The following is a 23,090-nucleotide window of genomic DNA, read 5'->3' on the forward strand; positions in this document are numbered from 1 at the left end:
CAACCTTCGCCGTCTGGCGGGCGGCCGGCGGCCGGGCCGGAGCGGGGCGCAGACAGGAGCGGCGGCCCGAGGCGCCGGGCCGCGCGCCGCCGCGCTCTGCGCGGCGGGAGCGCCTTGATGAAGTAGAGAAAGTCTTACCGCGCTGGGATCGGTGCCTGTTGTCCTGTCTCGGTTTCGTCGCGCGTGCCGCAGGGAGGATGGCTCTGGCAGGATGCCGCCATGGGGAACACACGTGCGTGGCCTGTCTTGCGGACCACGAACCTCGGGGAGGCGCTGAGTCTCGCTGAAAGGCTGCTGTCGGTTGCGTCCTGGCACAATCCCAGCAGCTTCCTGCACGCCTCGGCGAGTAGTGATGATGATCTGCTGCGGCTTACCGCAGCTCTGCCCGGAGCCGAGATTGAGTCTCGCGGGAAGGGCGGCGTCGGTCTGCCAGTCAGCTTCCTGGGGTATGCCAGGACATTTACAGAGGCCAGCGAAGCGCTGCGTACCTGGGTAGACGTCACCCAGTGCTACCTCCTCTGGTCTGACATGAAATGGCCTGCCGTGCCCGTGCTTGGGCTGGACGTGGAGTACAAGTACGCGGAGTTGGAGATCGCGTGCCACAGCAGTGATATCCACTGCTTTGACTGGGCTGCCGAGCACACGGTCTTCATCCATTCACGTCCTGGGGATGACGACCGGGCTGCTTGGCTGGCCGCGCAGGTCGGTGCCGACGTTGTCGGACCGCCTGAGTTCGGGTGGTAGCCCGGTCCCTATCCGGAAGATCGTCTTGGTCGATGGTCGGGCATCCCGCGGCGTAACGCCTCGATCGAGACCCGGCAGACTTCAAAGAGGGATGGGCTTGTACGCCATGGCTCGGTCGACGACCTTCTCGGCGGTGAGTGCGGCGTCGAAGTCCCAGAAGATGTAGTCCGAGATGTGTGGGCACCTCAGTCCGTGCTCCAAGGCTGCCAGGAGCTCAGAGGTTTGTGCCTCGTCGGCTGTATCGCCGCGTAGGAGGCGTTGGACGAGGGGCATTGCCTCGTCGCGGCTCATCCTTCGGCTGCGCTCGACGTTCACTGGACCGCGGTGAGGCGCTTGCCGTCGTGGCTGCGGACATGCGTGCCGGCGCTGTCCAGGGCGTCTAGGAGCCGGACTGCGAAGACCTCTCCAGCGGTGGGACGTTGACCTGGAACGCCGCACCATCTCGGTCCGCCGGTCGGTCGCCGAGACCCGGTCGGACGGACTGACGGTCAAGGCTCCCAAGTCCGCGGCCGGCGTGCGCACCGTGGCGTTCCCGGCCTCGCTCACCGCGGAGCTGGCGGCGCATCTCGCCGAGTACGCCGAGCCCGGCCGCACGGGTCGGGTCTTCGTCGGGCCCCGTGGGGGAGTGCTTCGGCGGAACAACTTCCGGCGGATCTGGCTGCGGGCCATCGCCGAGGCCGGCCTCGGGGACGTCCACTTCCACGATCTGCGGCACACCGGCAACACCCTCGCCGCGACGGGCGGGGCCTCCACACGAGAGCTGATGCACCGCATGGGGCACTCGTCGGTGCGGGCCGCGCTGATCTGTCAGCACCTCGTCAACGGCCGTGACCACGAGATCGCCGGGCACGTGGACGACCAGATCGGGCGGGTGAAGGGGACCGACGCCGATCCATCTGGCACGTAAGTGGCACGGCGGCCCTCACGGGCGGCAAAAGATCAAGGCCCAGGCATCCGGACTCACACCGGACGACCTGGGCCTTTGTCATGCGCTGGGGCTGGTGGGCGTGGACGGTTTCGAACCGCCGACATCTGCCTTGTAAGGGCAGCGCTCTACCGCTGAGCTACACGCCCGCTGACATGCGAAAGCACACCCTACCCTGCCATACCCCCTGCCCAGCAATCGCACGCGCGGGCGGTCAGGCGTACGTCACGCGGAGTTCCTTCACGCCGTTCAGCCAGGGGGAGCGGAGGCGGCGGGGGGTGCCGGCGAGGCGGATGGCGGGGGCGGTGTCGGCGAGGGCGGCGAAGATCAGGTCGATCTCGAGGCGGGCGAGGCCGGCGCCCAGGCAGAAGTGGGGGCCTCCGCCGCCGAAGCCGAGGTGGGGGTTGGGGTCGCGGGTGATGTCGAACGTCCCGGGGTCGGTGAAGACCTCCGGGTCGTGGTTGGCGGAGGCGTAGAACAGGCCCACACGGTCGCCGGCGGCGATCCTGACGCCGCCGAGTTCCGTGTCCCGGGTCGCGGTGCGCTGGAAGGACGTGACCGGGGTCGCCCAGCGGACGATCTCGTCCGCGGCGGTACGGGGGCGCTCCGCCCGGAAGAGCCTCCACTGCTCCGGGTGGGTGAGGAAGGCGTGCATCCCGTGGGTGATGGCGTTGCGCGTGGTCTCGCTGCCCGCGACCGCCAGCAGCAGGACGAAGAAGCCGAACTCGTCCCCGGTCAGACTGCCCTCGTCCTCCGCGGCGACGAGCGTGCTGACGATGTCCCGCGCGGGGCGGGCCTTGCGTTCCTCCGCCATCCCCATGGCGTACGCGATGAGCTCGACGGATGCCTGGGCGGCGGTCTCCTCCGTGACGGCGCTGTCGGGGTCGTCGTAGCCGGTCATCCTGTTGGACCACGCGAAGATCCTGGTCCGGTCCTCCTGGGGCACGCCGATGAGTTCGGCGATGGCCTGCAGGGGCAGTTCGCTCGCGATGTCGGTGACGAAGTCGCCGCTGCCCCGCGCTGCGGCCTCGGCGACGATGCGGCCGGCGCGCTCGCGCAGGGCGTCCTCCAGGGCGCGGACCGCGCGCGGGGTGAAGCCGCGCTGCACGATCCGGCGCAGCCGGGTGTGCTCGGGCGGGTCCATGTTGAGCAGGATCAGCCGCTGGGCGTCGATGCGGTCGCGCGGCATGCGCTCGTGGAAGCGGATGATCGCGGTGTTGGCCCGGGAGGAGAAGGTCTCGGGGCTGGTGGACACCGTCCGGACGTCGGCGTGCCGGGTGACGGCCCAGTAGCCGTTGTCGCCGAAGCCGGCGAGGCCGTGCGGCTGCGGGATCCAGGCGACGGGCGCGGTCTCCCTGAGGGCGGCGAACTCCGGGAGCGGGACGCGCTCCTGGTGGAGGCCGGGGTCGGTGGGGTCGAAGCCGTCGGGGAGGGCGGGGCAGGAGGGGCGGGTGCGGCCGGTGGCGGCGGTCATCGGAGGCTGCCTCCCGGCAGGTGGGGGAGACCTGAGAACTGACGATACGTCAGTTACACCGTGAGACGGTAGTTGCCGCCCCGCCGCGAGGCAAGGACCGTCCGCGCGTCCTCGTGCACACCTCTTGCGCCGCTCTACCGGCGGTAAGCAGACTGCCTGGCGAATGAAATAGAACGCGTACTAGCCGCCGCCGTGAAAGGGCGAGGTACATGGCCGCTCAACCCGTGATCGTCGAAGCCGTACGCACCCCCATCGGCCGGAGCGGCGGCGCGCTCGCCGGTCTGCACCCCGCGCACCTGCTCGGCCAGACGTACCGGGAACTGCTCGCCCGCACCGGTGTCCAGCCCGATGCCGTCGAGCAGATCGTCGGCGGTACGGCCACACGGGCCGGCGAGCAGTCGGCGAACCCCGCGCGCACCGCGTGGCTGGCCGCCGGCCTGCCGTACGAGACCGCCGCGACGACCGTCGACTGCCAGTGCGGCTCCTCGCAGCAGGCCAACCACCTGGTCGCCAACATGATCGCGGCCGGGGTGATCGACATCGGCATCGGCTGCGGCGTGGAGGCCATGTCGTCGCGGGTGCCGCCGGGCAGCGACTCCCGGCACGGACCGGGCGGGCCCCTCCCCGACGACTGGAACGTGGACCTGCCGGACCCGTTCGAGGCCGCCGAGCGCATCGCCCGGCGCCGCGGGCTGACCCGGGAGTACGTGGACGGGCTCGGGCTGATCTCGCAGGAGCGGGCGGCGGGCGCCTGGGCCGAGGAGCGTTTCAAGCGGGAGACCTTCGCGGTGCAGGTGCCCACCACCGAGGAGGAGCGGCTCGCCGGGCAGGGCCTCGCGCGGCCGGTCGACCGGGACGAGGGCCCGCGCGACACCGGCATGGAGGAACTGGCCGGGCTGCGGCCGGTCGTGCCGGCGGCCGTGCACACCGCCGGGACCTGCGCGCAGGACTCCGACGGCGCCGCGGCCGTGATGTGGGCGTCCAAGCGGACGGCGCGGGCGCTGCGGCTGCGCCCGCGGGCCCGCATCGTGGCCCAGGCGCTGGTCGGCGCTGATCCCCGCTTCCACCTCGACGGGCCGATCGACGCGACGCGTGCCGTGCTCGGCCGGGCGGGCATGACCCTGGACGACATCGACCTGGTCGAGATCAACGAGGCGTTCGCCTCCGTGGTGCTGTCCTGGGCGCGGGTCTTCGGCCAGGACCTGGAGAAGGTCAACGTCAACGGCGGGGCCATCGCGCTGGGTCATCCGGTGGGCGCGGCCGGCGCCCGCCTGATCGTCACCGCCCTGCACGAACTGGAGCGCAGGGACCAGGAGTTCGCCCTCATCGCCATGAGCGCGGGCGGCGCGCAGGCGACCGCCACGATCATCCAGCGGATCTGAGCGCGGCCGCGGAACCGCGCGTCAGATACGGGTCTTGCGTCCCGCGAGCAGCACACCGAGGCAGAGCGCGACGACCAGCCCCGTACCGGCCAGCCACCAGACGGAGCCCGAACCGGAGGACTCGGCCTGCTGCTGCGGCGGGGGCACCAGTGCGCCGAGCCGGGTGACGGGGTCCCGGGTCGGGTTGTCGGTCGCGTAGGCGGCCAGGGCCAGTTGGGCCAGGGCGGCGGGGTTGTCCTGCGACCATCCCGCGGCGTGGGTCGCCAGCCAGTTGTAGACGCCGCGGGCGGCGTCGAGGTGGCCGCCGGCCGCGAGGGCGACGACCGCGTCGGCGGTGGTCCCGTAGTCCGGCATCTGCGGACCGGAGCTGAAGTAGCCGCCGCCCTGGTCGAGTTGCCGGACCAGCCAGGCCGCGCCCGCGTCGGCGGCACTGCCCTCGCAGCCCGTGCGCGGCGGCATGTCCTGGGCGGGGGCCTCCACGACGAATCCGGCGCCCTCGGCAGCGCGCACCGCGTCCGCGGTGGCCTTGGCGTTCGCCGCCGGTGCGCCGGTGCCGCCGTCGCGCAGGCGCACGAAGGCGCCACCGTCCGTGTGCCCGCAGGGCAGTTGCAGGGCGCGCAGCGCGTCGTACGGGTTCATGCCGTCGGTGGTCACGGACTTCACGTCGGTCCCGGCGGCCTTGAGGGCGCCGATCGCGACGCCGGTGGAGCCCGCGTCGGTGGTGCCCCCGGGGTTGTAGGACCAGCCGCCGTCCGGGTTCTGCACCTTGGCGAGCCAGTCGGCGCCCCGCTTGGCGGCGAAGTCGTCGCCGTGGGCGGCGAGGGCCTGCACGGCTATGCCGGTGGCGTTGGTGTCCTCCGTCGCGGCGTCGCAGGGCACGGTCGGGTCCGCGCGGTACGAGGCGAAGCCGCCGTCGGCGCACTGCTGTCCGGCCAGCCAGTCCACGGCGCCCTCGGCCGGCTCGGTGTCCGCCGCGTGGAGCGCGAGCAGCGCGTACGACTGGCGCCACACGCCGTCGTACGTGGGGTCCGCCGCGCCGTACAGCGCGGCGGGGTGCGTCGAGGGGGCCGGCGAGGCGGCGGTCGCCAGGGTGCTGAAGGCGGCCAGGGCCGCCGCCGCGGTGCGGCGCAGAAGCATCGGCGGGTGCCTTTCGGTCGAGCGGTCGAGCGCGGTGGGGGGAAGCGCGGGACACGGCACCGGAGGGTTGTTCGGCCACACTTTAACCAGGTGCCGGTACCCGGTTGTGGCCACCCCGTGCGGCGATGCTCACACGGCCCTCACAATGCCCTTACCGGAACGGCTCATACCGCCGCGTAAACGACCGGGCCCCGCCCACCGGCGGACCGTCAGGACTGGAACGGGTATCAGTTCCGGAGTGCGCCGATTTCCGGCGATGTGTCGGCGGTGCCTTCGCGCGCACGCCGCGTTCAGCCGGCCGCCGGCTCCGCGGGGGCGGTCAGGTCGATCAGCCGGCACACGGTCTCCAGGTCGGTCCTGACCTGGGCGATCGAGGCGCGGCCCGAGAGCCAGGTGACGAGCGCCGAGTGCCAGGTGTGCTCGATGACCCGGATGGCGGACAGCAACTCCGCGCTCGGCGGCCCCTCCAGCCGCATCGCGTCGAGGATGATCTCCGTCGTCAGCCGTGACACCGCGTCCACCTCGGGGCTGACCGAGCGGTCGGCGAAGGTCAGGGCGCGCACCATCGCGTCCGCGAGATACGGATCCCGCTGCATCGCGCGGAACGCGCGCATCAGCGTCTCCGCCACCCGGTCCGCCGGCCCCGCGGCCGCGGGCGGGCGCTTGCGCAGTGCCTCGTGGAGGCGTTCCAGCTGGTCCTGCATCGTGGCGACGAGCAGGTGGATCTTCGACGGGAAGTAGCGGTACAGCGTCCCCAGGGCGACGTCCGACCGCTCGGCGACCTCGCGCATCTGCACGGCGTCGAAGCCGCCCCGGCCGGCGAGCGCCGCACTGGCGCGCAGGATGCGGCGGCGACGGGCTTCCTGACGCTCGGTCAGCGGCACCGCGGACGGGTGGGGAGCTGCGGTCATCTGGCCCAATCCGGTGTGCGGCGCGGGGATTCACCCCAGATTACCGCGCCCTTCCCATCCGTGGCGGGCTGTCCCGGGCCCCCGCCCGCCGGCCGGAAGCCCCGTCAGCAGCCCCCGCCGCCCCCGTGCCGGGGCAGGCTCGCGCACAGTGGCGCGAATCACCTGTCCCGGCAAAGGGCGCCCGCGCCGGGGCAGGTATCTTCAAGCTCTCGGGCAACTCCCGAGTAACCGAATCTGGAACTTGTTCTAGCAAGGGGCGGGCGACTACGCTCCGGCCGAAGCGCAGCGAGAAGGGGGCCGTGAGTGACCGCAGAGGCCAGGCCGCTCCGGATCGCGCTGCTCACCTACAAAGGGAACCCGTTCTGCGGGGGCCAGGGCGTCTACGTCCGCCATCTGTCCCGCGAACTCGCCCGGCTGGGCCACAGCGTCGAGGTGATCGGCGCCCAGCCCTACCCCGTCCTGGACGCCCTGGACGACCCCGATGGCTCAGTGACCCTCACCGAACTTCCGAGCCTGGACCTCTACCGCCAGCCGGACCCCTTCCGCACGCCGGGTCGCGGCGAGTACCGCGACTGGGTCGACGCCCTCGAGGTCGCCACGATGTGGACCGGCGGCTTCCCCGAACCGCTCACCTTCAGCCTGCGGGCCCGCCGCCATCTGGCCGCCCGGCGCGGTGCCTTCGACGTCGTCCACGACAACCAGACACTCGGCTACGGCCTGCTCGGCGGCCCCGGCGTGCTCGGCGCACCGCTGGTGACGACCATCCACCACCCGATCACCGTCGACCGGCAACTGGAACTGGACGCCGCGCAGGGCTGGAAGCGCCGCGCCTCGGTGCGCCGCTGGTACGGCTTCACGCGGATGCAGCGGCGGGTCTCGCGCCGGCTGCCGTCGGTGCTCACCGTCTCCGGCACCTCCCGCCGGGAGATCGTCGACCAGCTCGGGGTGCGCGAGGACCGGGTGCACGTGGTGCACATCGGCGCCGACACCCGGCTGTTCTCGCCCGACCCCTCGGTGCCCGAGGTGCCCGGCAGGATCGTCACCACCTCCAGCGCCGACGTGCCGCTCAAGGGCCTGATCCACCTCGTGGAGGCGCTCGCCGAGGTCCGCGCCGAGCAGCCCGACGCGCACCTGGTCGTGGTCGGCAAGCGCTCCGACGACGGCCCGGTCGCCGCCGCCATCGCACGCCTCGGACTGTCCGGCGCCGTGCGGTTCGTCAAGGGCATCAGCGACGCGGAACTCGTCGACCTGGTCCGCAGCGCCCAGGTCGCCTGCGTGCCGTCGCTGTACGAGGGCTTCGCGCTGCCGGCCGCCGAGGCCATGGCGACCGGCACACCGCTGGTCGCCACCACCGGCGGCGCCATCCCCGAGGTGGCAGGGCCCGACGGCGAGACCTGCCTGGCCGTACCGCCCGGCGATCCCGGCGCGCTGGCCGCCGCGCTCGGCCGGCTGCTGGCCGACTCCGGACTGCGCCGCCGCCTCGGCCGCGCCGGCCGGGAGCGCGTCCTGGCCCGCTTCACCTGGGAACGGGCCGCCATCGGCACCGCCGAGCACTACCGCGCGGTGATCGACGCCGCCGGCGGCCCGGAGCCCGGCGCCGCACGCACTCCCGCCACGCAGGCGGCGCGGATCTGATGCCGCGCCGCACACGACCGCCGCAAGAGAGAGGCGACGCTCCGTGCTGACCGTCGATTTTTCCCGGTTCCCCCTCGCCGCGGGGGACCGCGTCCTGGACCTCGGGTGTGGCGCGGGCCGCCACGCCTTCGAGTGCTACCGGCGCGGCGCGGACGTGGTCGCCCTGGACCGCAACGGCGAGGAGATCCGCGAGGTCGCCAAGTGGTTCGCCGCCATGAAGGAGGCCGGTGAGGCCCCGGCGGGCGCGACCGCCACCGCCATGGAGGGCGACGCGCTCAACCTGCCGTTCCCCGACGACAGCTTCGACCGGGTCATCATCTCCGAGGTCATGGAGCACATCCCGGACGACAAGGGCGTGCTCGCCGAGATGGTGCGGGTCCTCAAGCCCGGCGGCCTGCTCGCCGTGACGGTGCCGCGCTACGGTCCCGAGAAGGTCTGCTGGGCGCTGTCCGACGCCTACCACGAGGTCGAGGGCGGCCACATCCGCATCTACCGGGCCGACGAACTGCTCGGCAAGATCCGCGAGGCGGGCCTGCGCCCCTACGGCACCCACCACGCACACGCGCTGCACTCCCCGTACTGGTGGATCAAGTGCGCGGTCGGCGTGGACAACGACAAGGCCCTGCCGGTGAAGCTCTACCACAAGCTGCTGGTGTGGGACATCATGAAGAAGCCGCTGGCCACCCGCCTCGCCGAGAACGCGCTCAACCCGCTGATCGGCAAGAGCTTCGTCGCGTACGCCACCAAGCCGCACGCCCCGAAGGCGGGCGTCGACGCGTGAGGCGGACCGAACACCTCGTCCTGCCCGGCGTGCTGACCTCGGAGCAGGCGGCGGCCACCGTCGCCGGCATCCTCGCGGCGCAGCGGCCCGACGGCGCGCTGCCGTGGTTCGACGGCGGCCACCTCGACCCGTGGGACCACGTCGAGGCCGCCATGGCGCTGGACGCCGCCGGCGAGCACGACCGCGCCGACGCGGCTTACACCTGGCTCGCCCGCCGGCAGAACCAGGACGGCTCCTGGTACGCGGCGTACGGCTACGCCGACGGCGCCGAGGGCGAGCCCACCGACCGGGGCCGGGAGAGCAACTTCTGCGCCTACGTCGCGGTCGGCATCTGGCACCACTACCTGTCCACCGGGGACGACGCGTTCCTGGAGCGGATGTGGCCGGTGCTGTACGCGGCGGTCGAGTACGTGCTGGAGCTCCGGCTGCCGGGCGGCCCGATCGCATGGAAGCGGGAGGAGGACGGCACCTACCCCCGCGAGGCGCTGCTGACCGGCTGCTCGTCCATGTACCAGGCACTGCGCTGCGCACTGGCCGTCGCCGAGCACCGCGAGGACCCGCAGCCCGACTGGGAACTGGCCGCCGGCGCGCTCGGGCACGCCGTGCTGAACCACCCCGAGCGGTTCCTGGACAAGGACCACTACTCGATGGACTGGTACTACCCGATCCTCGGCGGAGTGCTGCGCGGCGCGGCCGCCAAGGACCGCCTGGAGTCCCGCTGGGACGACTTCGTCGTGCCCGGCCTCGGTGTGCGCTGCGTCGTCCCCAACCCGTGGGTGACCGGCGGCGAGAGCGCCGAACTCGCCCTCGCCCTCTGGGCGATGGGCGAGTCCGACCGCGCCGTGGAGATCCTCGCCGCGATCCAGCACCTGCGGACCGAGGACGGCATGTACTGGACCGGGTACGTCTTCGAAGGGGACGCTGAAACGGGCGACGCCCCGGCCTTCTGGCCGGAGGAGCGGACCACCTGGACCGCGGGCGCCGTGCTGCTGGCCGTCGCCGCCCTGGGAGGGGACGAGGCGACGACGGCGGTCTTCGGGGGCGAACGGCTTCCGCTCGGGCTTGTTCCGGAGGCCGCGGGCTGCTGCTCCGGGGGCTGAGCCGGCCGGGCCTCAGGCCCGGTTGACGCGTCCCGCCACGGCGTGCCCGACGACGAGGTAGACCGCCGCCGGCAGACCGTAGTTCAGCAGGGTGCGCGCCCACGCCGAGTCGGGGGAGAAGATGTTGTGGGCCCAACCGCCGAGCCAGGTCGCCATGTCGTGGATCCACTCCACGAGATCGTTCCCCCGGTTGGCGTCGAGCATCCACAGCACGATCCACAGGATCAGGATGAATGCCGCCACATCCGCCACGACCATGATGACCGTGGCGGCGAGATTGCCGCGATATCGTCTGGACATAGCTGCCGTCTTGCCCCGATCGGGTGACTGAAACGTCGTTCCCCGGCCAGGGCGTGACTCCCCGTATGGCCCCCTGCGCTGGCCGGTCCACGCACCCCGGGTGAGGATGCGATCACGCACCGCATCCCCCACCGGAGAGTCCTTCATGCCCCTGCGCCGCGTCCTGACCGCCTTTCTGATGGCGGGTCTGCTCCTCCTCGTTCCCGCCTGTGGCGGCGACTCCGACACCACCGGCTCCGCCGGCACCGCGAGCCCGACCTCCACGGTGCAGAAGCAGAAGCTGGCCAAGACCCGCTTCGTCGCCAACGCCGGCCTCGCCGCCGGCGCCACCTACCAGTGGATCGTCAAGCCCTACCGGGCGGGCAAGTTCAAGAAGGGCGCCGACGGCCGCAAGACCGCACTGGTCAAGGCGGGACTGGCCGGTGCGTTCGCCTACAACCGGCTCAAGGCCGCCTCCAACAACGCCAAGGCCGACCCCACCCTGTCCAAGATGGTCGCGCCGCTCACGTCCGGCATCGACGCGCTGAAGAACCTGCCGTCCAAGCTCCGCAAGGGCGAGGGCACGGACGACGTCGTCAGCACCTTCCAGGACGCCATCACCAACGTGAAGTCCGCGGGCGAGCAGGGCGGGGCCAAGGTCACCGACCAGGTCCCGTCACTGAGCCAGCTCGCGGCCGGCTGATCCCGCCCGCGACAGCACTTCGCCCCACCGGCGCGGCCGGTGGGGCGAAGGCGTGGAACGGGCCGGTACGGGTCAGCCGCGCTGGATCCCGCCGGTGTCCTGGAGGACGCCGCGGCGGCCGTCCTGGGTCTGGGCCACGAGGGCCTGGCCGTGCTGGTCCACCGCCAGGTACCAGGTGCCCGGGGTGAGTTCGGCGATCGGGGCGCCCGAGCCGTCCTCGGCGTACAGCGGGCGCGCCACCGGCACCGCGAACCAGAACGCCGCGAACTCCGCCGCGGGCTGCTGCTCCTGCGGTTGCGGCTGCTGCGGCTGTCCCTGCTGCGGGTAGCCGTACTGCGGCGCACCGCCGCCGAAGGACGGGTCCTGGGCGGCCTGCTGCCCCGGGTAGCCGTAACCGGTCTGGCCCGTCTGCTGGGCGCCCGGGTAGGGCTGGCCCGGCTGCTGCCCGAACGCCTGCGGCTGCTGCGGGCGCGGCGCCGGCAGCAGACCCGCCTTGAGAGCCGGCAGGCCCCGCAGCGAGAGCAGGATCACCGCGGCCAGCGCGGCGGCGGCGATGAAGGACAGGTAGGCGCCGGCGCCCAGCTCCCATGCCTCCTGGCCGTTGAACAGCGACCACAGGGCGTCCCAGGCCGCGGCGACCGCGAGCACCGCGCCCCACTGCTCCAGGCCGATGCCCAGCACCTTGCGGCCCTCGGGCTGGAAGCGCGCGGCGACGAACAGCCCCGCGGCGATCAGGCCGAGCAGATGCACCGACGGCAGCAGCGGGAACAGCTCGCTCTTCCACGCGCCGGCCCCGCACTCGTCGGAGCTGCATCCCTTGAGCGTGTAGAAGTTCAGGAACGAGGCGATCAGCAGCACAAGCGCCGCGCCGATCGCCGCGCCGTCTCCTCGGGTGAGGGAGCGGTTATTCACTAGGGGTCCTTCTCAGTCGTCTCGTCGTCGCTCTAGCCACGTGGTTCCCCATCGTATGGGGGGTGTTGCCGGCAGATGCGCCCGGTACGGCCCGGTGACAGGATCGGGACCCAACGCTCACCTGCCGCTCACCCACGGCCCTCCAAGTACGCCGTGATGCCGTCCGCGATGCCCTGCGCGGCCTTCTGACGCCAGGCCGCGCTGGAGAGCAGGGCCGCGTCCTTGGGGTCGCGCATGTTGCCGCACTCGATGAAGACCTTCGGCACCCTGCTCAGGTTGAGCCCGCCCAGGTCGCCGCGGACGTCCAGGCCCGTGCCGCCGCCGATGTAGTTGGACGGTTTGGTGCCGGTCGCCGACGCGAAGTGGTTCTTGAGGGCGGTGCCCAGCAGCCGCGAGGGCTTCACGATCGCCCGGGTGTCCGCGACGCCCTTGTGCACGGAAGCCGGCAGGATGACGTGGAAGCCGCGGTTGCCGGCCGCCGAACCGTCGGCGTGCACCGACACCACCGCGTTCGCCTTCGCGTTGTTGCCGATCCGGGCCCGCTCGTCGATGCACGGTCCGTACGGCCGGTTGCCGTCCTGGGTGAACTTCACCGTCGCTCCCCGCGCCGCCAGGATCGTGCGCACCCGGCGCGACACGTCCAGCGTGTACGACGCCTCGGGGTACCCGGCATTGGTCGCCGTACCGGTGGTGTCGCACTCCTTGCGGGCGGTGCCGATGTCGACCTTGCGGGCGATCTCGGAGGTGTGCCGGTTGTTCGTGGGGTTGTGACCGGGGTCGAGCACGACGACCCGGCCCGCCAGCGGCTTGGACGCCAGCGGCTTGGTGGTCAGAGGCTTGGCGTCCGACGTCCCGGGCGCGTGCGGATAGGCCGACGGCAGGGCCGCCACACTCTGCGGGACGTCGCGGTAGCGCCCCTGGTCAGCGGAGCCGCTCGACGCGCCCCACACCAGCCACCCCGCCGCACATGTCGGCACCAGGGCCGCGGTCACGACCGCGGCGGTGCTGCCCATCGTTTTGAACACGTCAGCGATGCTATCGGCCGGGCAGGATTCCGGGGCCCGTACGCCGCAGGACATGCAGCGAACCGGTCACGGAGACCTCCGTGAACGCCCCCGACTCCAGGGCCCGGCGGTAGATCCGCCACGGCGCCTGGCCGCCGTCGGCCGGGTCCTCGAACACGTCGTGGATCACCAGCAGGCCGCCCTCGGCGAGATGCGGCACCCAGCCCTCGTAGTCGTTCGTGGCGTGCTCGTCGGTATGGCCGCCGTCCACGAAGACCAGGCCCAGCGGCTTCCCCCACACTGCGGCGACCTGCGGGGAGCGGCCCACGACCGCGATCACGTGCTCCTCCAGACCGGCGGCGTGCAGCGTCCGCCGGAACGCCGGCAGTGTGTCCATCCGGCCCACCTCGGGGTCCACCAGCGTCGGGTCGTGGTACTCCCAGCCGGGCTGCTGCTCCTCGCTGCCGCGGTGGTGGTCGACGGTGACGGCGACCGTCCCCGCCTCCCGCGCCGCGGCGGCCAGCAGGATCGTGGACCGGCCGCAGTACGTGCCGACCTCCAGCAGGGGCAGCCCGGGCAGGCGGGTGGCCGCGTCCGCGGCAGCGGAGTAGAGGGCGAGGCCCTCGTGGGGGGGCATGAATCCCTTTGCGGCGGTGAACGCGGCGAGGGCGTCCGGGCGGGGTCGGGGGGTGGGCATGCGCCCCATCGTGCCCTACCGTTCCACCGGGTTCTTCCCCCACCCTCCCACCCTCCCCCAACCTTCGGCCGGGGGTGCCCCCAGCCCGGCGCGGTAAGTGCGGGCCCCGCTGCGTGCGTTGTGGGGTCGGCGCCGCTCCGGAGTCCGTCCTCGGGGCTCGCGGGTTACCCCTGCAATTCGTGTACCGCGGTCGCCGCTCGTCGCCTGCGGGCGGACCCCGGCGCACCCCCTCCCGGGGTCGTTGGGGCGACTTACGGCCGGTGGGGTGTCTGTTGGCGGTGACGGCTGCGCACTTTGTTGGCGCGGCGCCTACGGGTGCCCGAGCACGGTGCCGCTCTACACCCCCCACCGGGGATCAGGCGCATGACGAAACCTAGGGGGCGGGGCTGGAGGGGTGGCGTTCTGGACTGTGGAGCATATTTGGGTGCACAACCCGGAGTGATCAATACGGGTACCTGAGGCACCTAAATGTGCTGTCCAGAATGGCAGCCCCGGAGGGCCCGCACCCGGCCCCCCAACAACTGGCGTCGGGGCGCCCAGACCTTGCCGGGCACACGGGAGGGAGGGCGGGGGAAAACTTAGAGCCAACCATTGTGGCGGGCGGTCCGCACCGCCTCCGTGCGGTTCCGCGTTCCCGTCTTCCCGATCGCCGACGACAAATAGTTCCGCACCGTCGACTCCGACAACCGCACCCGCGTCGCGATGTCCGCGACCGTCGCCCCGTCGACCGCCGCGTTGAGCACGTCCCGCTCGCGCGCGGTCAGCGGGCTCGGCCCCGTGCTGAGGGCCGCGACCGCGAGGGCGGCGTCGATGACCTGGTGCCCGGCCAGGACGCGTCGGATGGCGGCGGCCAGCTCCTCGACGGGGCCGTCCTTGACCAGGAAGCCCGCGGCGCCGGCGTCCATCGCGCGGCGCAGGTAGCCGGGGCGGCCGAAGGTGGTGAGGATGAGGACCTTGCAGGAGGGCAGCCGCTCGCGCAGGTCCGCCGCCGCGTCGAGCCCGCTGCGGCCGGGCAGCTCGATGTCGAGCAGCGCCACGTCCGGACGGGCCTCCAGCGCGGCGGCCACGATCTCGTCGCCCGCGGCGACCTGCGCGACGACCTGGATGTCGTCCTCCAGGTCGAGCAGCAGCGCGAGGGCGCCGCGCATCATGCCCTGGTCCTCCGCCAGCAGGACCTTGACGACACCGTCGGGGCTGCTCATGCGGCCTGTTCCTCCTCCACCGGAAGCTCCGCGACCACCCGGAACCCGGCGCGTGCGGCGGGTCCCGCCCGAAGGGAGCCGCCTGCCGCGGCCAGCCGCTCGGTGAGGCCCTTCAGGCCGGAACCGGAGGTGGTCGGCTCCGAGCCTACGCCGTGCCCGTCGTCGGTGATCTCCAGCCGCACCTGGCCGCCGCCGCTGGCCAGTTCGATGCGGCAGGAGGCCGCGCCGCTGTGCCGTACGACGTTGGTGACCCCTTCCCGTACGACCCAGCCCAGCAGTGCCTCGGTCTGCGGCGGCAGGGGCGGGCCGGTCTCCACGACGACCGCCTCGACGCCGGCCGCGGTGAGCGCCGAGCGGGCGCGGTCCAGCTCGGTGGAGAGGCTGCCCTCGCGGTAGCCGGTGACGGCCTCGCGGATCTCGGTGAGGGCCTGCCGGCCGACCGCCTCGATGTCGGCGACCTGGGCGAGCGCGGCGTCGATGTCGCGCGGGGCGAGCCGGCGTGCCGCCTCGGACTTCACGACGACCACCGAGAGGGTGTGGCCCAGCAGGTCGTGCAGGTCGCGGGAGAAGCGCAGCCGTTCCTCGGCGACGGCGTGCCGGGCCAGTTCCTGCCGGGTGGCGCGCAGTTGGGCGACGGCGTCGAAGAGCCGGAGCATCGCCGCCGTCACCAGGCCGGAGATCAGTGAGCCGTAGCCCATGGAGACGCCGTTCCACAGGTCGTCGCTGCGCCAGCCGGAGACCAGGCCCGCGGACAGGGCGAGGCCGACCAATGTGAGGCCCATGTACCGGCCGCGTACGACGATCCCGACGGCCAGCGAGAACAGCGGGAAGAACAGCAGCCAGCTGCCGCCGTAGCCGATGGCCAGCGCGTACGTGGCGGCGCCCAGCGGGAGCAGCAGCAGGCGCGGTGCTCCGATCGCCACCGCCCGCGGTTTGAAGGCGGTGAACGCCACGGCGACGTAGAGGGAGTTGAAGGCCAGCAGGCCGAGTCCGCCGAGCCAGGGGTTGGACGCCTGTCCCTGGAGCAGGTGGGACAGCGCGCCCACGCCCATGAGCAGCCAGGGCAGGAAGCTCAGGGGGGTGGGGGCCTTGAGGTCCTCGATCTCCTCCGCGATGTCGCGCGGGCCGCGAGGGCGCCGCCGTTCCCACACGCGCCGGGCGCGGGACGTCCATGGCGCCCGTGCCGCCCCGCATTCCTCCGTCACCGTCATGGTCGTCCCGCCTCTCTCGTGCGTGTCCGTCAGGGGGTGCATCACACGGTGCGTGCCGAGCGCCGGTACGCGTAGACGGCGTAGGCGCCGAACACCGCGGTCCAGCCCGCGAGCACCACGACGGTGCCGGGGTGCGGCGCCGTCCCGCCGGTGATGCTCCAGCCGAGCTCCCCGAAGCGGTGGGACGGGGTCCAGCGGGAGACGGCCCGCAGCCAGTCGGGGAAGAGCGAGGTGGGGAACCACAGGCCGCCGACGACGGACAGGCCCAGGTTGCAGGCGACGTTGACCACGCCGGTGGTCTGCGCGGTGAGCCGGTAGCCGTTGCCGAGCCCGAGCAGGGTGAACGGCGCGGTGCCGGCCCAGAGCAGTCCGGCGATCGCCGCCCACTGCCACACCCGCAGGTGGACGCCGTTGACGAGGCCGCCGGCCAGCAGCACGGCGATGATGGAGGGGAGCACGGTGACCGAGCCGCTGAGGCAGCGCCCGACGACCACCTGGGAGGGCGACATCGGGGTGATGCGCAACTGGCGCAGCCAGCCGTGGCCCTTGTCCTCGGCGACGCCGGTGCCGGCGGCCAGGGCCGAGCCCAGTGCCCCGTACGCGGCCATGCCGATCATCGCGGCCAGGGCGGCGGCCTTGTCCTCGTCGGAGCCGGAGACGCCGAGGTTGGTGAAGAGCAGGTACATCATGACGGGCATGCCGATTCCGAAGATCACGAAGCCGGTGTCCCGCAGGGTGCGGCGGATCTCCAGGGTGACGTAGGCGAGCAGCATCAGACGTTCTCCTTCTTCAGGGCGGCCGGGGTGGCGGGGGAGTGGGCGGGCGTGCCGTCGGCGTCCTTCGAGGTGAGGGTGAGGAACGCGTCCTCCAGACTGGCCGCGGTGACCTCCAGGCCGCGGATCATGCCGCGTTCGGCGAGGGCGACCACGGTGGCGTCGGAGTCGGAGCTGCGCAGGTGGGCGCGGTCGCCGCGGATTTCCACCGAGACCACGCCGGGCAGTTGCCGCAGGCCCTCGGTGGCGGTGCCGGCGAGGTCGAAGGCGACCAGGTTGCCGCCGACCGCGCGCTTGATGCGCTCGCCGGTGTCGTCGGCGACGATGCGGCCGCGGTCGATGACCACGATGCGGTCCGCGTTCTCGTCGGCCTCCTCCAGGTAGTGCGTGGAGAACAGGATGGTGTTGCCGTGCGCGGCGTAGGCCCGCATGGAGTCCCAGAAGGCGCGCCGGGCCTCGACGTCGAGGGCGGCGGTCGGCTCGTCCAGCACGACCAGTTCGGGGTTGCCGGCCAGGGCGACCGCGAACCGCACGCGCTGGGCCTGGCCGCCGGAGAGCCGGTCGGCCCGGCGGTCGGCGAAGTCGGTGAGCCCGGCCAGTTCCAGGGACGTGGCGACGGGCAGCGGGGCGGGGTAGGTGCGCGCCACGAAGGTGAGCAGTTCCCGCACGGTGACCCGGGGGATGGGGCGGCCGTCCTGCAGCATCGCGCCGACCCGCCCGGCCCGCACCGCCTCCTGCGGGGTGCCGCCGAAGAGCCGGACCTCGCCGCTGTCCGGGCTGTCGAGCCCCAGCAGCAGGCTGATCGAGGTGGACTTGCCCGCCCCGTTGCGACCGAGCAGGGCCACGGACTCGCCCCGCCGGATCTCCAGGTCCACCGAGTCCACGGCGCGCACCGCGCCGAAGGTCTTGACCGCCCGGGTGAAGCTCACAGTCGTCGTCATGCCCACGACGGTACGGGGGGAACGGCGGGCCGGGGCAGTGGGGAAAGTACCCGGTTCCCCGGGACAAATGTCATGGGTGGCGGCGCGATTGACGGAACGTCAGCTTCTCGTCGGGGCGGCCTCCGCGAGACCCTCGCGGAGGCCCCGGCGCCGGCCGGTCAGCGCAGGTGGGAGGTGTCGTTGAACAGCCGCACCGACGCGTTGCCGTCCGCGAAGTACGCCACCGCGGAGAACGCCGCCGCCGACAGCTCCATGCGGAACAGCGACTCCGGCGGGGCGCCCAGCGCGAGCCGCAGGAGCGTCTTGACCGGCGTGACGTGCGTGACCACCAGGACGGTGCGGCCCGCATAGCGCGCGATCATCTTGTCGCGGGCCAGGGCGACCCGGCGCGCGGTGGCGGCGAAGCTCTCGCCGCCGGGCGGCGCGACCTTGGGCGAGGCCAGCCAGGCGGTCAGCTCCTCCGGGAAGCGCTCCTTGACCTCGCCGAAGGTCAGCCCCTCCCAGGCGCCGAAGTCCGTCTCGCGCACCCCCTCCTCGATGCGCACGTCGAGGCCGAGCCGCTGCGCGACGATCTCCGCGGTCTGGCGGGTGCGCTTCAGCGGGGAGGACACGACAGCCTGGACGCTGCCGCGCTCGGCCAGCAGGTCCGCCGCCCGGCGCGCCTGCCACAGCCCCTTCTCCGACAGCTCCGGATCGGTGCCGCCGCTGCCGGAGAACCGCTTCTCCGGGGTGAGCGGGGTCTCGCCGTGCCGCAGCAGCACGAAGGTGGTCGGGGTGCCCATGTCGGCGTCGCCCCAGCCCACCGCGGTCCCGGACTCCCCGAGCGGCTCGGGGTCCTCGTCCACCGCCGCGGGGGCGGGGGCGGGTGCGGCCTCGGCGGCGGGCGCCGCGGCCGTGGCCAGGGCGGCCGTGGACCGGCTCGGCTCCCACTGCCGGCCCCGCTTGCCCGCGTCCATCGCCTCGTTGGCCAGCCGGTCGGCGTGCTTGTTCTTCTCGCGCGGGATCCACTCGTAGGTCACCTGCGCCGGCGGCAGGATCCCGCGGGCCTCGGCGGCCAGTGGGCGCATGTCCGGGTGCTTGATCTTCCAGCGGCCCGACATCTGCTCCACGACGAGCTTGGAGTCCATCCGCACCCGCACCTGGGCCTCGGGGTCCAGCGCCCGCGCGGCCCGCAGCCCCGCGATCAGCCCCCGGTACTCGGCGACGTTGTTGGTGTGCGTGCCGATGAACTCGGCCGCCTCGGCGAGCACTTCGCCGGTGACGGAGTCGCACACCACCGCGCCGTACCCGGCGGGTCCCGGGTTGCCCCGGGACCCGCCGTCGGCCTCGACGGTGAACGTCCGGGCCATTACAGGCCCGACTCGGGCGTACGGACCAGGATGCGGCGGCAGTTCTCGCACCGCACGACCGCGTCGGCCGCCGCCGCGCGCACCTCGTTCAGCTCGGTGATGTTCAGCTCCAGCCGGCAGCCCTCGCAGCGCTTCTGGTAGAGCCGGGCCGCGCCGACGCCGCCGGACTGCGCCCGCAGCTTGTCGTAGAGCTTCAGCAGGTCGGCCGGGACCGAACCGGCCATGATCTCCCGCTCCTTGGTGACCGTCATGCCCTCGGCGTCGATGCCGCGCAGGGCCTCGCCGCGCCGGACCTCGGCCTCGGTGGCCTTGCCCTGCACCGAGTCCAGGCGCCCGGACAGCTCCTGCACCCGCTCCTGCAGGGACTCGCGGCGCTCCATGACCTCCAGGACGACGTCCTCCAGGTCGCTCTGCCGCTTGGCCAGCGAGGTGATCTCGTGCTGGAGGTTCTCCAGGTCCCTCGGCGAGGAGACGGCGCCGGAGTCCAGCCGCTCCTGGTCGCGGACGGCGCGCTTGCGCACCTGGTCCACGTCCTGCTCGGCCTTGGTCTGCTCCCGGGCGGTGTCGCTCTCCTCGGTCTGGGCGGCGACCAGCAGGTCGCGCAGCTGCGTCACATCGGAGGACAGGCGCTCGATCTCGGCGTGTTCGGGAAGGGTCCGGCGCTTGTGGTCCAACTGCGCGATGCGCGCGTCGAGTGCCTGGACCTCGAGGAGTCGGATCTGGTCTGCGGGCGCGGCGTTCAGCGGGGGGCTCCTGAGGTCGTGGGTGCGAAGGGGACGTTCGAAACATGCGGGGTGCGCGGGGCCTGCGCGGCGGCGCGGGCGTGGGCGTGGGCCGTCCACGGGTCGGTGACGGTGTGCGACACCTGGGTGCGCACGTCCCAGCCATGGCGTTCCGCGACCTCGTCGAGTTGGCGCGCCGCCTGCGCGCACCAGGGCCACTCGGTGGCCCAGTGCGCGGCGTCGACGAGCGCCGGCGGCCCCGCCTGCTGCGCCTCCGACACCGGGTGGTGGCGCAGGTCGGCGGTCAGGTAGACATCGGCCCCGGCCCTGCGCACGTCGTGGAGGAAGCTGTCGCCGCTGCCGCCGCACACCGCGACGGTGCGCACCTGCCGCTGGGGGTCGCCGGCCACGCGCAGCCCGGTCGCCGTCGCGGGCAGGCCCTGGGCCGCCCGGTCGGCGAACTCCGCCAGCGTCATCGGCTCCGGCAGTTCGCCGAGCCGGCCCGCGCCGCGGCGTCCGGCCGGGTCGGTCGGGTCCGGCACCAGCGGGCCGGTGACGCGCAGTCCGACGGCGGCCGCGAGGGCGTCGGAGACCCCGGGGTCGGCGCGGTCGGCGTTGGTGTGGGCGACGTGCAGCGCGACGTCGTTCTTGATCAGGGAGTGCGCCACCCGGCCCTTGAAGCCGGTCGCGGCCACGGTGGTGGTGCCGCGCAGCCAGAGCGGGTGGTGCGTGACCAGCAGGTCGGCGCCCAGGCGGATCGCCTCGTCAGCGACCTCCTGCACCGGGTCGACCGCGAAGAGCACCTGCCGGACCTCGGCGTCCGGGTCCCCGCAGACCAGGCCGACGGCGTCCCACTGCTCGGCCCACTCCGGCGGCCAGAGGACTTCGAGGGCGGCGATGACGTCGGACAGTTTCGGCACGGGGTCGAGGTTACCGCGCCGGTACCGGGCGGCTGGAATTCCCGCCTGGTCATGAGCACACCGACCGCACGAAGTCCGACGGAACGGGACGAGAGCCACCCTTATGTGTGAAGCACACCGACTCGTGTCGGGCGGTTGCGCGTACGAAAACTAGCGTCGTGGCCAGGAGGTGACCCACCGATGACAGCCTGCGCAACCGAGACCGCCCCGCACACCGACACCGACACCGGCACCGAGACCGGCGCCGTGCCGCGGGCCGGGTTCACGATCGCCGCGGACGGCTCGTACGCCGCGTGCCTGACCCGGACGCCGGACGGCGGGGACGGCTGGTACCCCGAGCGCTGGACGCTCGGCGGCCCCGAGCCGTACACCGTGCCGCTGCCCGGCAACCAGCCCGAGGAGGAGTGCTCCGAGGTACTGCCGCTGCCCGACGGCCGCGTCCTCATCCGCCGCCGCGTCGCCGACCGGCACGACATCGCGCTGCTCTACCCGACCGGTCCCGGCACCGGCGAACTGCTGCTCGGCTCGATCCCGGGCGGCCCGGGCGGTTCCGGTACCGAGGTGCGGCTGCTGCCGCCGCCCGCGTCCGGGCTCGCGTTCGCCCTCGCGTACGACCCGGTGGCCGCCCGCACCACGGTGTGGCTGGTCCACGACGGCCACGACGGCGCGCCGCGCCGGCTCGCGGAGATCCACGGCCGCTGCGGGGGCGGCGCGTGGCTCGACCGGGCCGGCGGTGTGCTCGCCCTGGACCGCGAGGCCGACGGGCCCGTCAAGACCGTCGCCGTGGACCTGCGGGGCGGCGGCGCGGTCAGCCCGCTGCTGCAGATCACCGACGACAGCAACGACCGGCTGCTGCTCGCCGAACCCGACAGCGGGCTGCTCATAGTCCGCAGCGACGCCACCGGTGAGGACCGCATCGGCTGGGGTGTGCTCGGCAGCAGGCAGCCGATGCGGTTCGCCGAGTGCCTGCGGGTCCCCGACGCCGTCCTCACCCCGTTCGCCGCACAGCCGGGTCAGGTGCTGATGCCCGAGTCCTGTGCGGTGGCGCTGCGCGCCGACGGCCCGCACGGCACGTCGCTGGCGGTCTGGCGGCCCGGGGAGCGCCGTGCCACCTGGCTCGGCGGCCCGGAGGGCTGGCTCGCGGGGACGGGCATGTGGTCGCCGCAGGGGGTGCTGCGACTGCCGTACGCGTGTGTGCACTGCCCCTGCGGGATCGTCGAGTACGACGCCCCCGCGCCGTTCCCGTCCGCTCTGGCCGCCGTTCCCGAGGCGGTCCCGGAGCCCGCGCCTGAGGAGTCCCGGGGCAGCCCGGTGCTGCCTCTGCAGCAGGCGCCGCTGGCGGCCGGGGCATGACCGGTAAGATCCCGCCGGGGGCTGCGCCGCCTTTTCGGCGCGCGCTGGCACGGCGGCACGTCGGCGGCACGGTTCCTGCGACCCGTACGCCACCGACAGAGAGTCCTCGTATGTCCGACTCCCGAACCGAGAACCCCGCCGCGACCCACGAGAGCGCGGCGGATCTCCACGGTCGCCACCGCGGCCCCGCCTCCTCCGAGGAAGCACCCGCGGCCCCGCACGGCCGGCACCGCCGACCGGAGGGGTCCGGCGACGACGACTGAGCCGGACGGAACGTTCAGGCTCCCCGCAGACCGGCCGCCGTCCGCGCCAGCGCGCGGACGCGGGGCCAGTCCCGGGACCGCAGCGCGTCCCGCGGGACCATCCAGCTCCCGCCGACGCAGGCCACGTTCGGCAGCGCCAGGTACTCCGGCGCGCGGGCCTGGTCGATGCCCCCGGTCGGGCAGAAGCGCACATCCGGCAGCGGTGAGGCCAGCGCCCTGAGGTACGCCGCGCCGCCCGCCGCCTCGGCCGGGAAGAACTTCAGCTCCGTCACGCCGTGTTCGGCCAGCGCCACCACCTCGGACGCGGTCGACACCCCCGGCAGATAGGGCACCCCCGTCGCCCGCGCCGCGCCGAGCAGCCGCTCGGTCCAGCCCGGACTGACCAGGAACCGCGCCCCGGCCTCCACCGCCGCGGCGGCCTGCGCCTCCCGCACCACGGTCCCGGCCCCGACGAAGGCCTCCGGCACCTCGTGGGCGACGGCCCGGATGCCGTCCAGCGCGCCCGGAGTGCGCAGCGTGATCTCCACGACCGGCAGGCCGCCGTCCACCAGTGCCCTGGCCAGCGGCACCGCGTCGGCGGCGTCCTCCAGCACGACGACGGGGATCACGGGGGCTCGGTCGAGCAGCATGCCCCGGATGCTGCCGGGGCGGCACGGCGTGCGCAACGGTCGT

General features: G+C 73.2%; 25 protein-coding genes, 1 tRNA gene and 1 pseudogene. 9 read left to right on the plus strand and 18 right to left on the minus strand.

Going from position 1 to position 23,090, the window contains the following annotated elements:
- Window positions 1-219 precede the first annotated feature (219 nt).
- Complete coding sequence (locus tag ABZ883_RS34770; RefSeq protein WP_360913445.1) at window positions 220-744, plus strand: hypothetical protein; 525 nt, start codon at window positions 220-222, stop codon at window positions 742-744.
- Window positions 745-825: 81 nt separating this feature from the next.
- Here ABZ883_RS34770 and ABZ883_RS34775 read toward each other — a convergent pair whose 3' ends face one another.
- Together ABZ883_RS34775 and ABZ883_RS34780 are read right to left on the minus strand one after the other, a co-directional pair.
- On the minus strand, window positions 826-1,059 hold the full coding sequence (locus ABZ883_RS34775) for an e9imm peptide (protein WP_360913447.1): 234 nt from the start codon (window positions 1,057-1,059) through the stop codon (window positions 826-828).
- Window positions 1,056-1,148 (minus strand): annotated as a pseudogene (locus ABZ883_RS34780) (NUDIX hydrolase); the annotation flags it as partial. The pseudogene ABZ883_RS34780 and the gene ABZ883_RS34775, both read right to left, overlap by 4 nt.
- Between ABZ883_RS34780 and ABZ883_RS34785 the strand changes: the two are divergent.
- A complete protein-coding gene (locus ABZ883_RS34785) occupies window positions 1,136-1,651 on the plus strand; it encodes a tyrosine-type recombinase/integrase (RefSeq protein ID WP_360913602.1) in 516 nt (171 codons plus the stop codon). The pseudogene ABZ883_RS34780 and the gene ABZ883_RS34785 overlap by 13 nt on opposite strands.
- Window positions 1,652-1,743: 92 nt before the next feature.
- Here ABZ883_RS34785 and ABZ883_RS34790 read toward each other — a convergent pair.
- Together ABZ883_RS34790 and ABZ883_RS34795 are read right to left on the minus strand one after the other, a co-directional pair.
- Window positions 1,744-1,818, minus strand: a tRNA-Val gene (locus tag ABZ883_RS34790).
- Between the two features lie 65 nt (window positions 1,819-1,883).
- The gene (locus ABZ883_RS34795) at window positions 1,884-3,143 is read right to left on the minus strand and encodes a cytochrome P450 (RefSeq protein WP_360913449.1); all 1,260 of its coding nucleotides are present in this window, start codon (window positions 3,141-3,143) and stop codon (window positions 1,884-1,886) included.
- Between the two features lie 209 nt (window positions 3,144-3,352).
- Here ABZ883_RS34795 and ABZ883_RS34800 point away from each other — a divergent pair, with 209 nt between their 5' ends.
- The gene (locus ABZ883_RS34800; protein ID WP_360913451.1) at window positions 3,353-4,525 is read left to right on the plus strand and encodes a steroid 3-ketoacyl-CoA thiolase; all 1,173 of its coding nucleotides are present in this window, start codon (window positions 3,353-3,355) and stop codon (window positions 4,523-4,525) included.
- 21 nt (window positions 4,526-4,546) lie between these two features.
- On the opposite strand, the gene ABZ883_RS34805 is transcribed toward ABZ883_RS34800, so the two are convergent.
- Window positions 4,547-5,662: a prenyltransferase/squalene oxidase repeat-containing protein gene (locus ABZ883_RS34805; RefSeq protein WP_360913453.1), complete on the minus strand. Its 1,116-nt coding sequence runs from the start codon at window positions 5,660-5,662 to the stop codon at window positions 4,547-4,549.
- A 290-nt stretch (window positions 5,663-5,952) separates the two neighbouring features.
- Complete coding sequence (locus tag ABZ883_RS34810; protein ID WP_360913455.1) at window positions 5,953-6,573, minus strand: TetR family transcriptional regulator; 621 nt, start codon at window positions 6,571-6,573, stop codon at window positions 5,953-5,955.
- Between the two features lie 303 nt (window positions 6,574-6,876).
- Here ABZ883_RS34810 and ABZ883_RS34815 point away from each other — a divergent pair, with 303 nt between their 5' ends.
- Genes ABZ883_RS34815 through ABZ883_RS34825 form a run of 3 tightly spaced genes read left to right on the plus strand, consistent with a single transcriptional unit; the run spans window position 6,877 to window position 10,089 of the window.
- Entirely contained in the window at window positions 6,877-8,208 is a 1,332-nt protein-coding gene (locus ABZ883_RS34815) for a glycosyltransferase family 4 protein (protein ID WP_360913457.1), read from the plus strand.
- Between the two features lie 43 nt (window positions 8,209-8,251).
- A complete protein-coding gene (locus ABZ883_RS34820) occupies window positions 8,252-8,989 on the plus strand; it encodes a class I SAM-dependent methyltransferase (RefSeq protein WP_360913459.1) in 738 nt (245 codons plus the stop codon).
- Window positions 8,986-10,089 (plus strand): prenyltransferase, encoded by a 1,104-nt coding sequence (locus tag ABZ883_RS34825; RefSeq protein ID WP_360913461.1) that lies wholly within the window; start codon window positions 8,986-8,988, stop codon window positions 10,087-10,089. Before ABZ883_RS34820 ends, ABZ883_RS34825 begins: the two co-directional genes overlap by 4 nt.
- 12 nt (window positions 10,090-10,101) lie before the next feature.
- Here ABZ883_RS34825 and ABZ883_RS34830 read toward each other — a convergent pair whose 3' ends face one another.
- Complete coding sequence (locus tag ABZ883_RS34830) at window positions 10,102-10,389, minus strand: hypothetical protein (RefSeq protein ID WP_360913463.1); 288 nt, start codon at window positions 10,387-10,389, stop codon at window positions 10,102-10,104.
- Window positions 10,390-10,534: 145 nt separating this feature from the next.
- Between ABZ883_RS34830 and ABZ883_RS34835 the strand changes: the two genes are divergently transcribed.
- Entirely contained in the window at window positions 10,535-11,071 is a 537-nt protein-coding gene (locus ABZ883_RS34835) for a hypothetical protein (protein ID WP_360913465.1), read from the plus strand.
- 72 nt (window positions 11,072-11,143) lie between these two features.
- Here the strand turns inward: ABZ883_RS34835 and ABZ883_RS34840 are convergent, their stop codons facing one another.
- The 10 genes from ABZ883_RS34840 to ABZ883_RS34885 form a co-directional block, all read right to left on the minus strand.
- Window positions 11,144-11,983: a hypothetical protein gene (locus tag ABZ883_RS34840; RefSeq protein ID WP_360913467.1), complete on the minus strand. Its 840-nt coding sequence runs from the start codon at window positions 11,981-11,983 to the stop codon at window positions 11,144-11,146.
- Window positions 11,984-12,111: 128 nt separating this feature from the next.
- The gene (locus ABZ883_RS34845) at window positions 12,112-12,996 is read right to left on the minus strand and encodes an N-acetylmuramoyl-L-alanine amidase (RefSeq protein WP_360913604.1); all 885 of its coding nucleotides are present in this window, start codon (window positions 12,994-12,996) and stop codon (window positions 12,112-12,114) included.
- Between the two features lie 22 nt (window positions 12,997-13,018).
- The gene (locus ABZ883_RS34850) at window positions 13,019-13,693 is read right to left on the minus strand and encodes a class I SAM-dependent methyltransferase (RefSeq protein ID WP_360913469.1); all 675 of its coding nucleotides are present in this window, start codon (window positions 13,691-13,693) and stop codon (window positions 13,019-13,021) included.
- Between the two features lie 569 nt (window positions 13,694-14,262).
- Window positions 14,263-14,886 (minus strand): response regulator transcription factor, encoded by a 624-nt coding sequence (locus tag ABZ883_RS34855; protein ID WP_360913471.1) that lies wholly within the window; start codon window positions 14,884-14,886, stop codon window positions 14,263-14,265.
- On the minus strand, window positions 14,883-16,097 hold the full coding sequence (locus ABZ883_RS34860) for a sensor histidine kinase (RefSeq protein WP_360913473.1): 1,215 nt from the start codon (window positions 16,095-16,097) through the stop codon (window positions 14,883-14,885). Before ABZ883_RS34860 ends, ABZ883_RS34855 begins: the two co-directional genes overlap by 4 nt.
- Before the next feature lie 41 nt (window positions 16,098-16,138).
- The gene (locus ABZ883_RS34865; RefSeq protein WP_360913606.1) at window positions 16,139-16,867 is read right to left on the minus strand and encodes an ABC transporter permease; all 729 of its coding nucleotides are present in this window, start codon (window positions 16,865-16,867) and stop codon (window positions 16,139-16,141) included.
- 2 nt (window positions 16,868-16,869) lie between these two features.
- On the minus strand, window positions 16,870-17,811 hold the full coding sequence (locus ABZ883_RS34870; protein WP_360913475.1) for an ABC transporter ATP-binding protein: 942 nt from the start codon (window positions 17,809-17,811) through the stop codon (window positions 16,870-16,872).
- A gap of 158 nt (window positions 17,812-17,969) precedes the next feature.
- Window positions 17,970-19,160: a bifunctional RNase H/acid phosphatase gene (locus ABZ883_RS34875; protein WP_360913477.1), complete on the minus strand. Its 1,191-nt coding sequence runs from the start codon at window positions 19,158-19,160 to the stop codon at window positions 17,970-17,972.
- Window positions 19,160-19,903: a C4-type zinc ribbon domain-containing protein gene (locus ABZ883_RS34880; RefSeq protein WP_360913608.1), complete on the minus strand. Its 744-nt coding sequence runs from the start codon at window positions 19,901-19,903 to the stop codon at window positions 19,160-19,162. The genes ABZ883_RS34875 and ABZ883_RS34880 overlap by 1 nt, the downstream gene beginning before the upstream one ends.
- Entirely contained in the window at window positions 19,900-20,802 is a 903-nt protein-coding gene (locus tag ABZ883_RS34885) for a Nif3-like dinuclear metal center hexameric protein (RefSeq protein WP_360913479.1), read from the minus strand. The genes ABZ883_RS34880 and ABZ883_RS34885 overlap by 4 nt, the downstream gene beginning before the upstream one ends.
- A 180-nt stretch (window positions 20,803-20,982) precedes the next feature.
- Here ABZ883_RS34885 and ABZ883_RS34890 point away from each other — a divergent pair, with 180 nt between their 5' ends.
- Both ABZ883_RS34890 and ABZ883_RS34895 read left to right on the plus strand, forming a co-directional pair.
- Window positions 20,983-22,155 (plus strand): hypothetical protein, encoded by a 1,173-nt coding sequence (locus ABZ883_RS34890; protein WP_360913481.1) that lies wholly within the window; start codon window positions 20,983-20,985, stop codon window positions 22,153-22,155.
- Window positions 22,156-22,265: 110 nt separating this feature from the next.
- The gene (locus ABZ883_RS34895) at window positions 22,266-22,418 is read left to right on the plus strand and encodes a hypothetical protein (RefSeq protein ID WP_360913483.1); all 153 of its coding nucleotides are present in this window, start codon (window positions 22,266-22,268) and stop codon (window positions 22,416-22,418) included.
- A gap of 14 nt (window positions 22,419-22,432) precedes the next feature.
- On the opposite strand, the gene eda is transcribed toward ABZ883_RS34895, so the two are convergent.
- The gene (eda, locus tag ABZ883_RS34900; RefSeq protein ID WP_360913485.1) at window positions 22,433-23,047 is read right to left on the minus strand and encodes a bifunctional 4-hydroxy-2-oxoglutarate aldolase/2-dehydro-3-deoxy-phosphogluconate aldolase; all 615 of its coding nucleotides are present in this window, start codon (window positions 23,045-23,047) and stop codon (window positions 22,433-22,435) included.
- Window positions 23,048-23,090 lie beyond the last annotated feature (43 nt).

This window comes from Streptomyces sp. NPDC046977 (genome assembly GCF_040644455.1).
Lineage (GTDB): Bacteria > Actinomycetota > Actinomycetes > Streptomycetales > Streptomycetaceae > Actinacidiphila.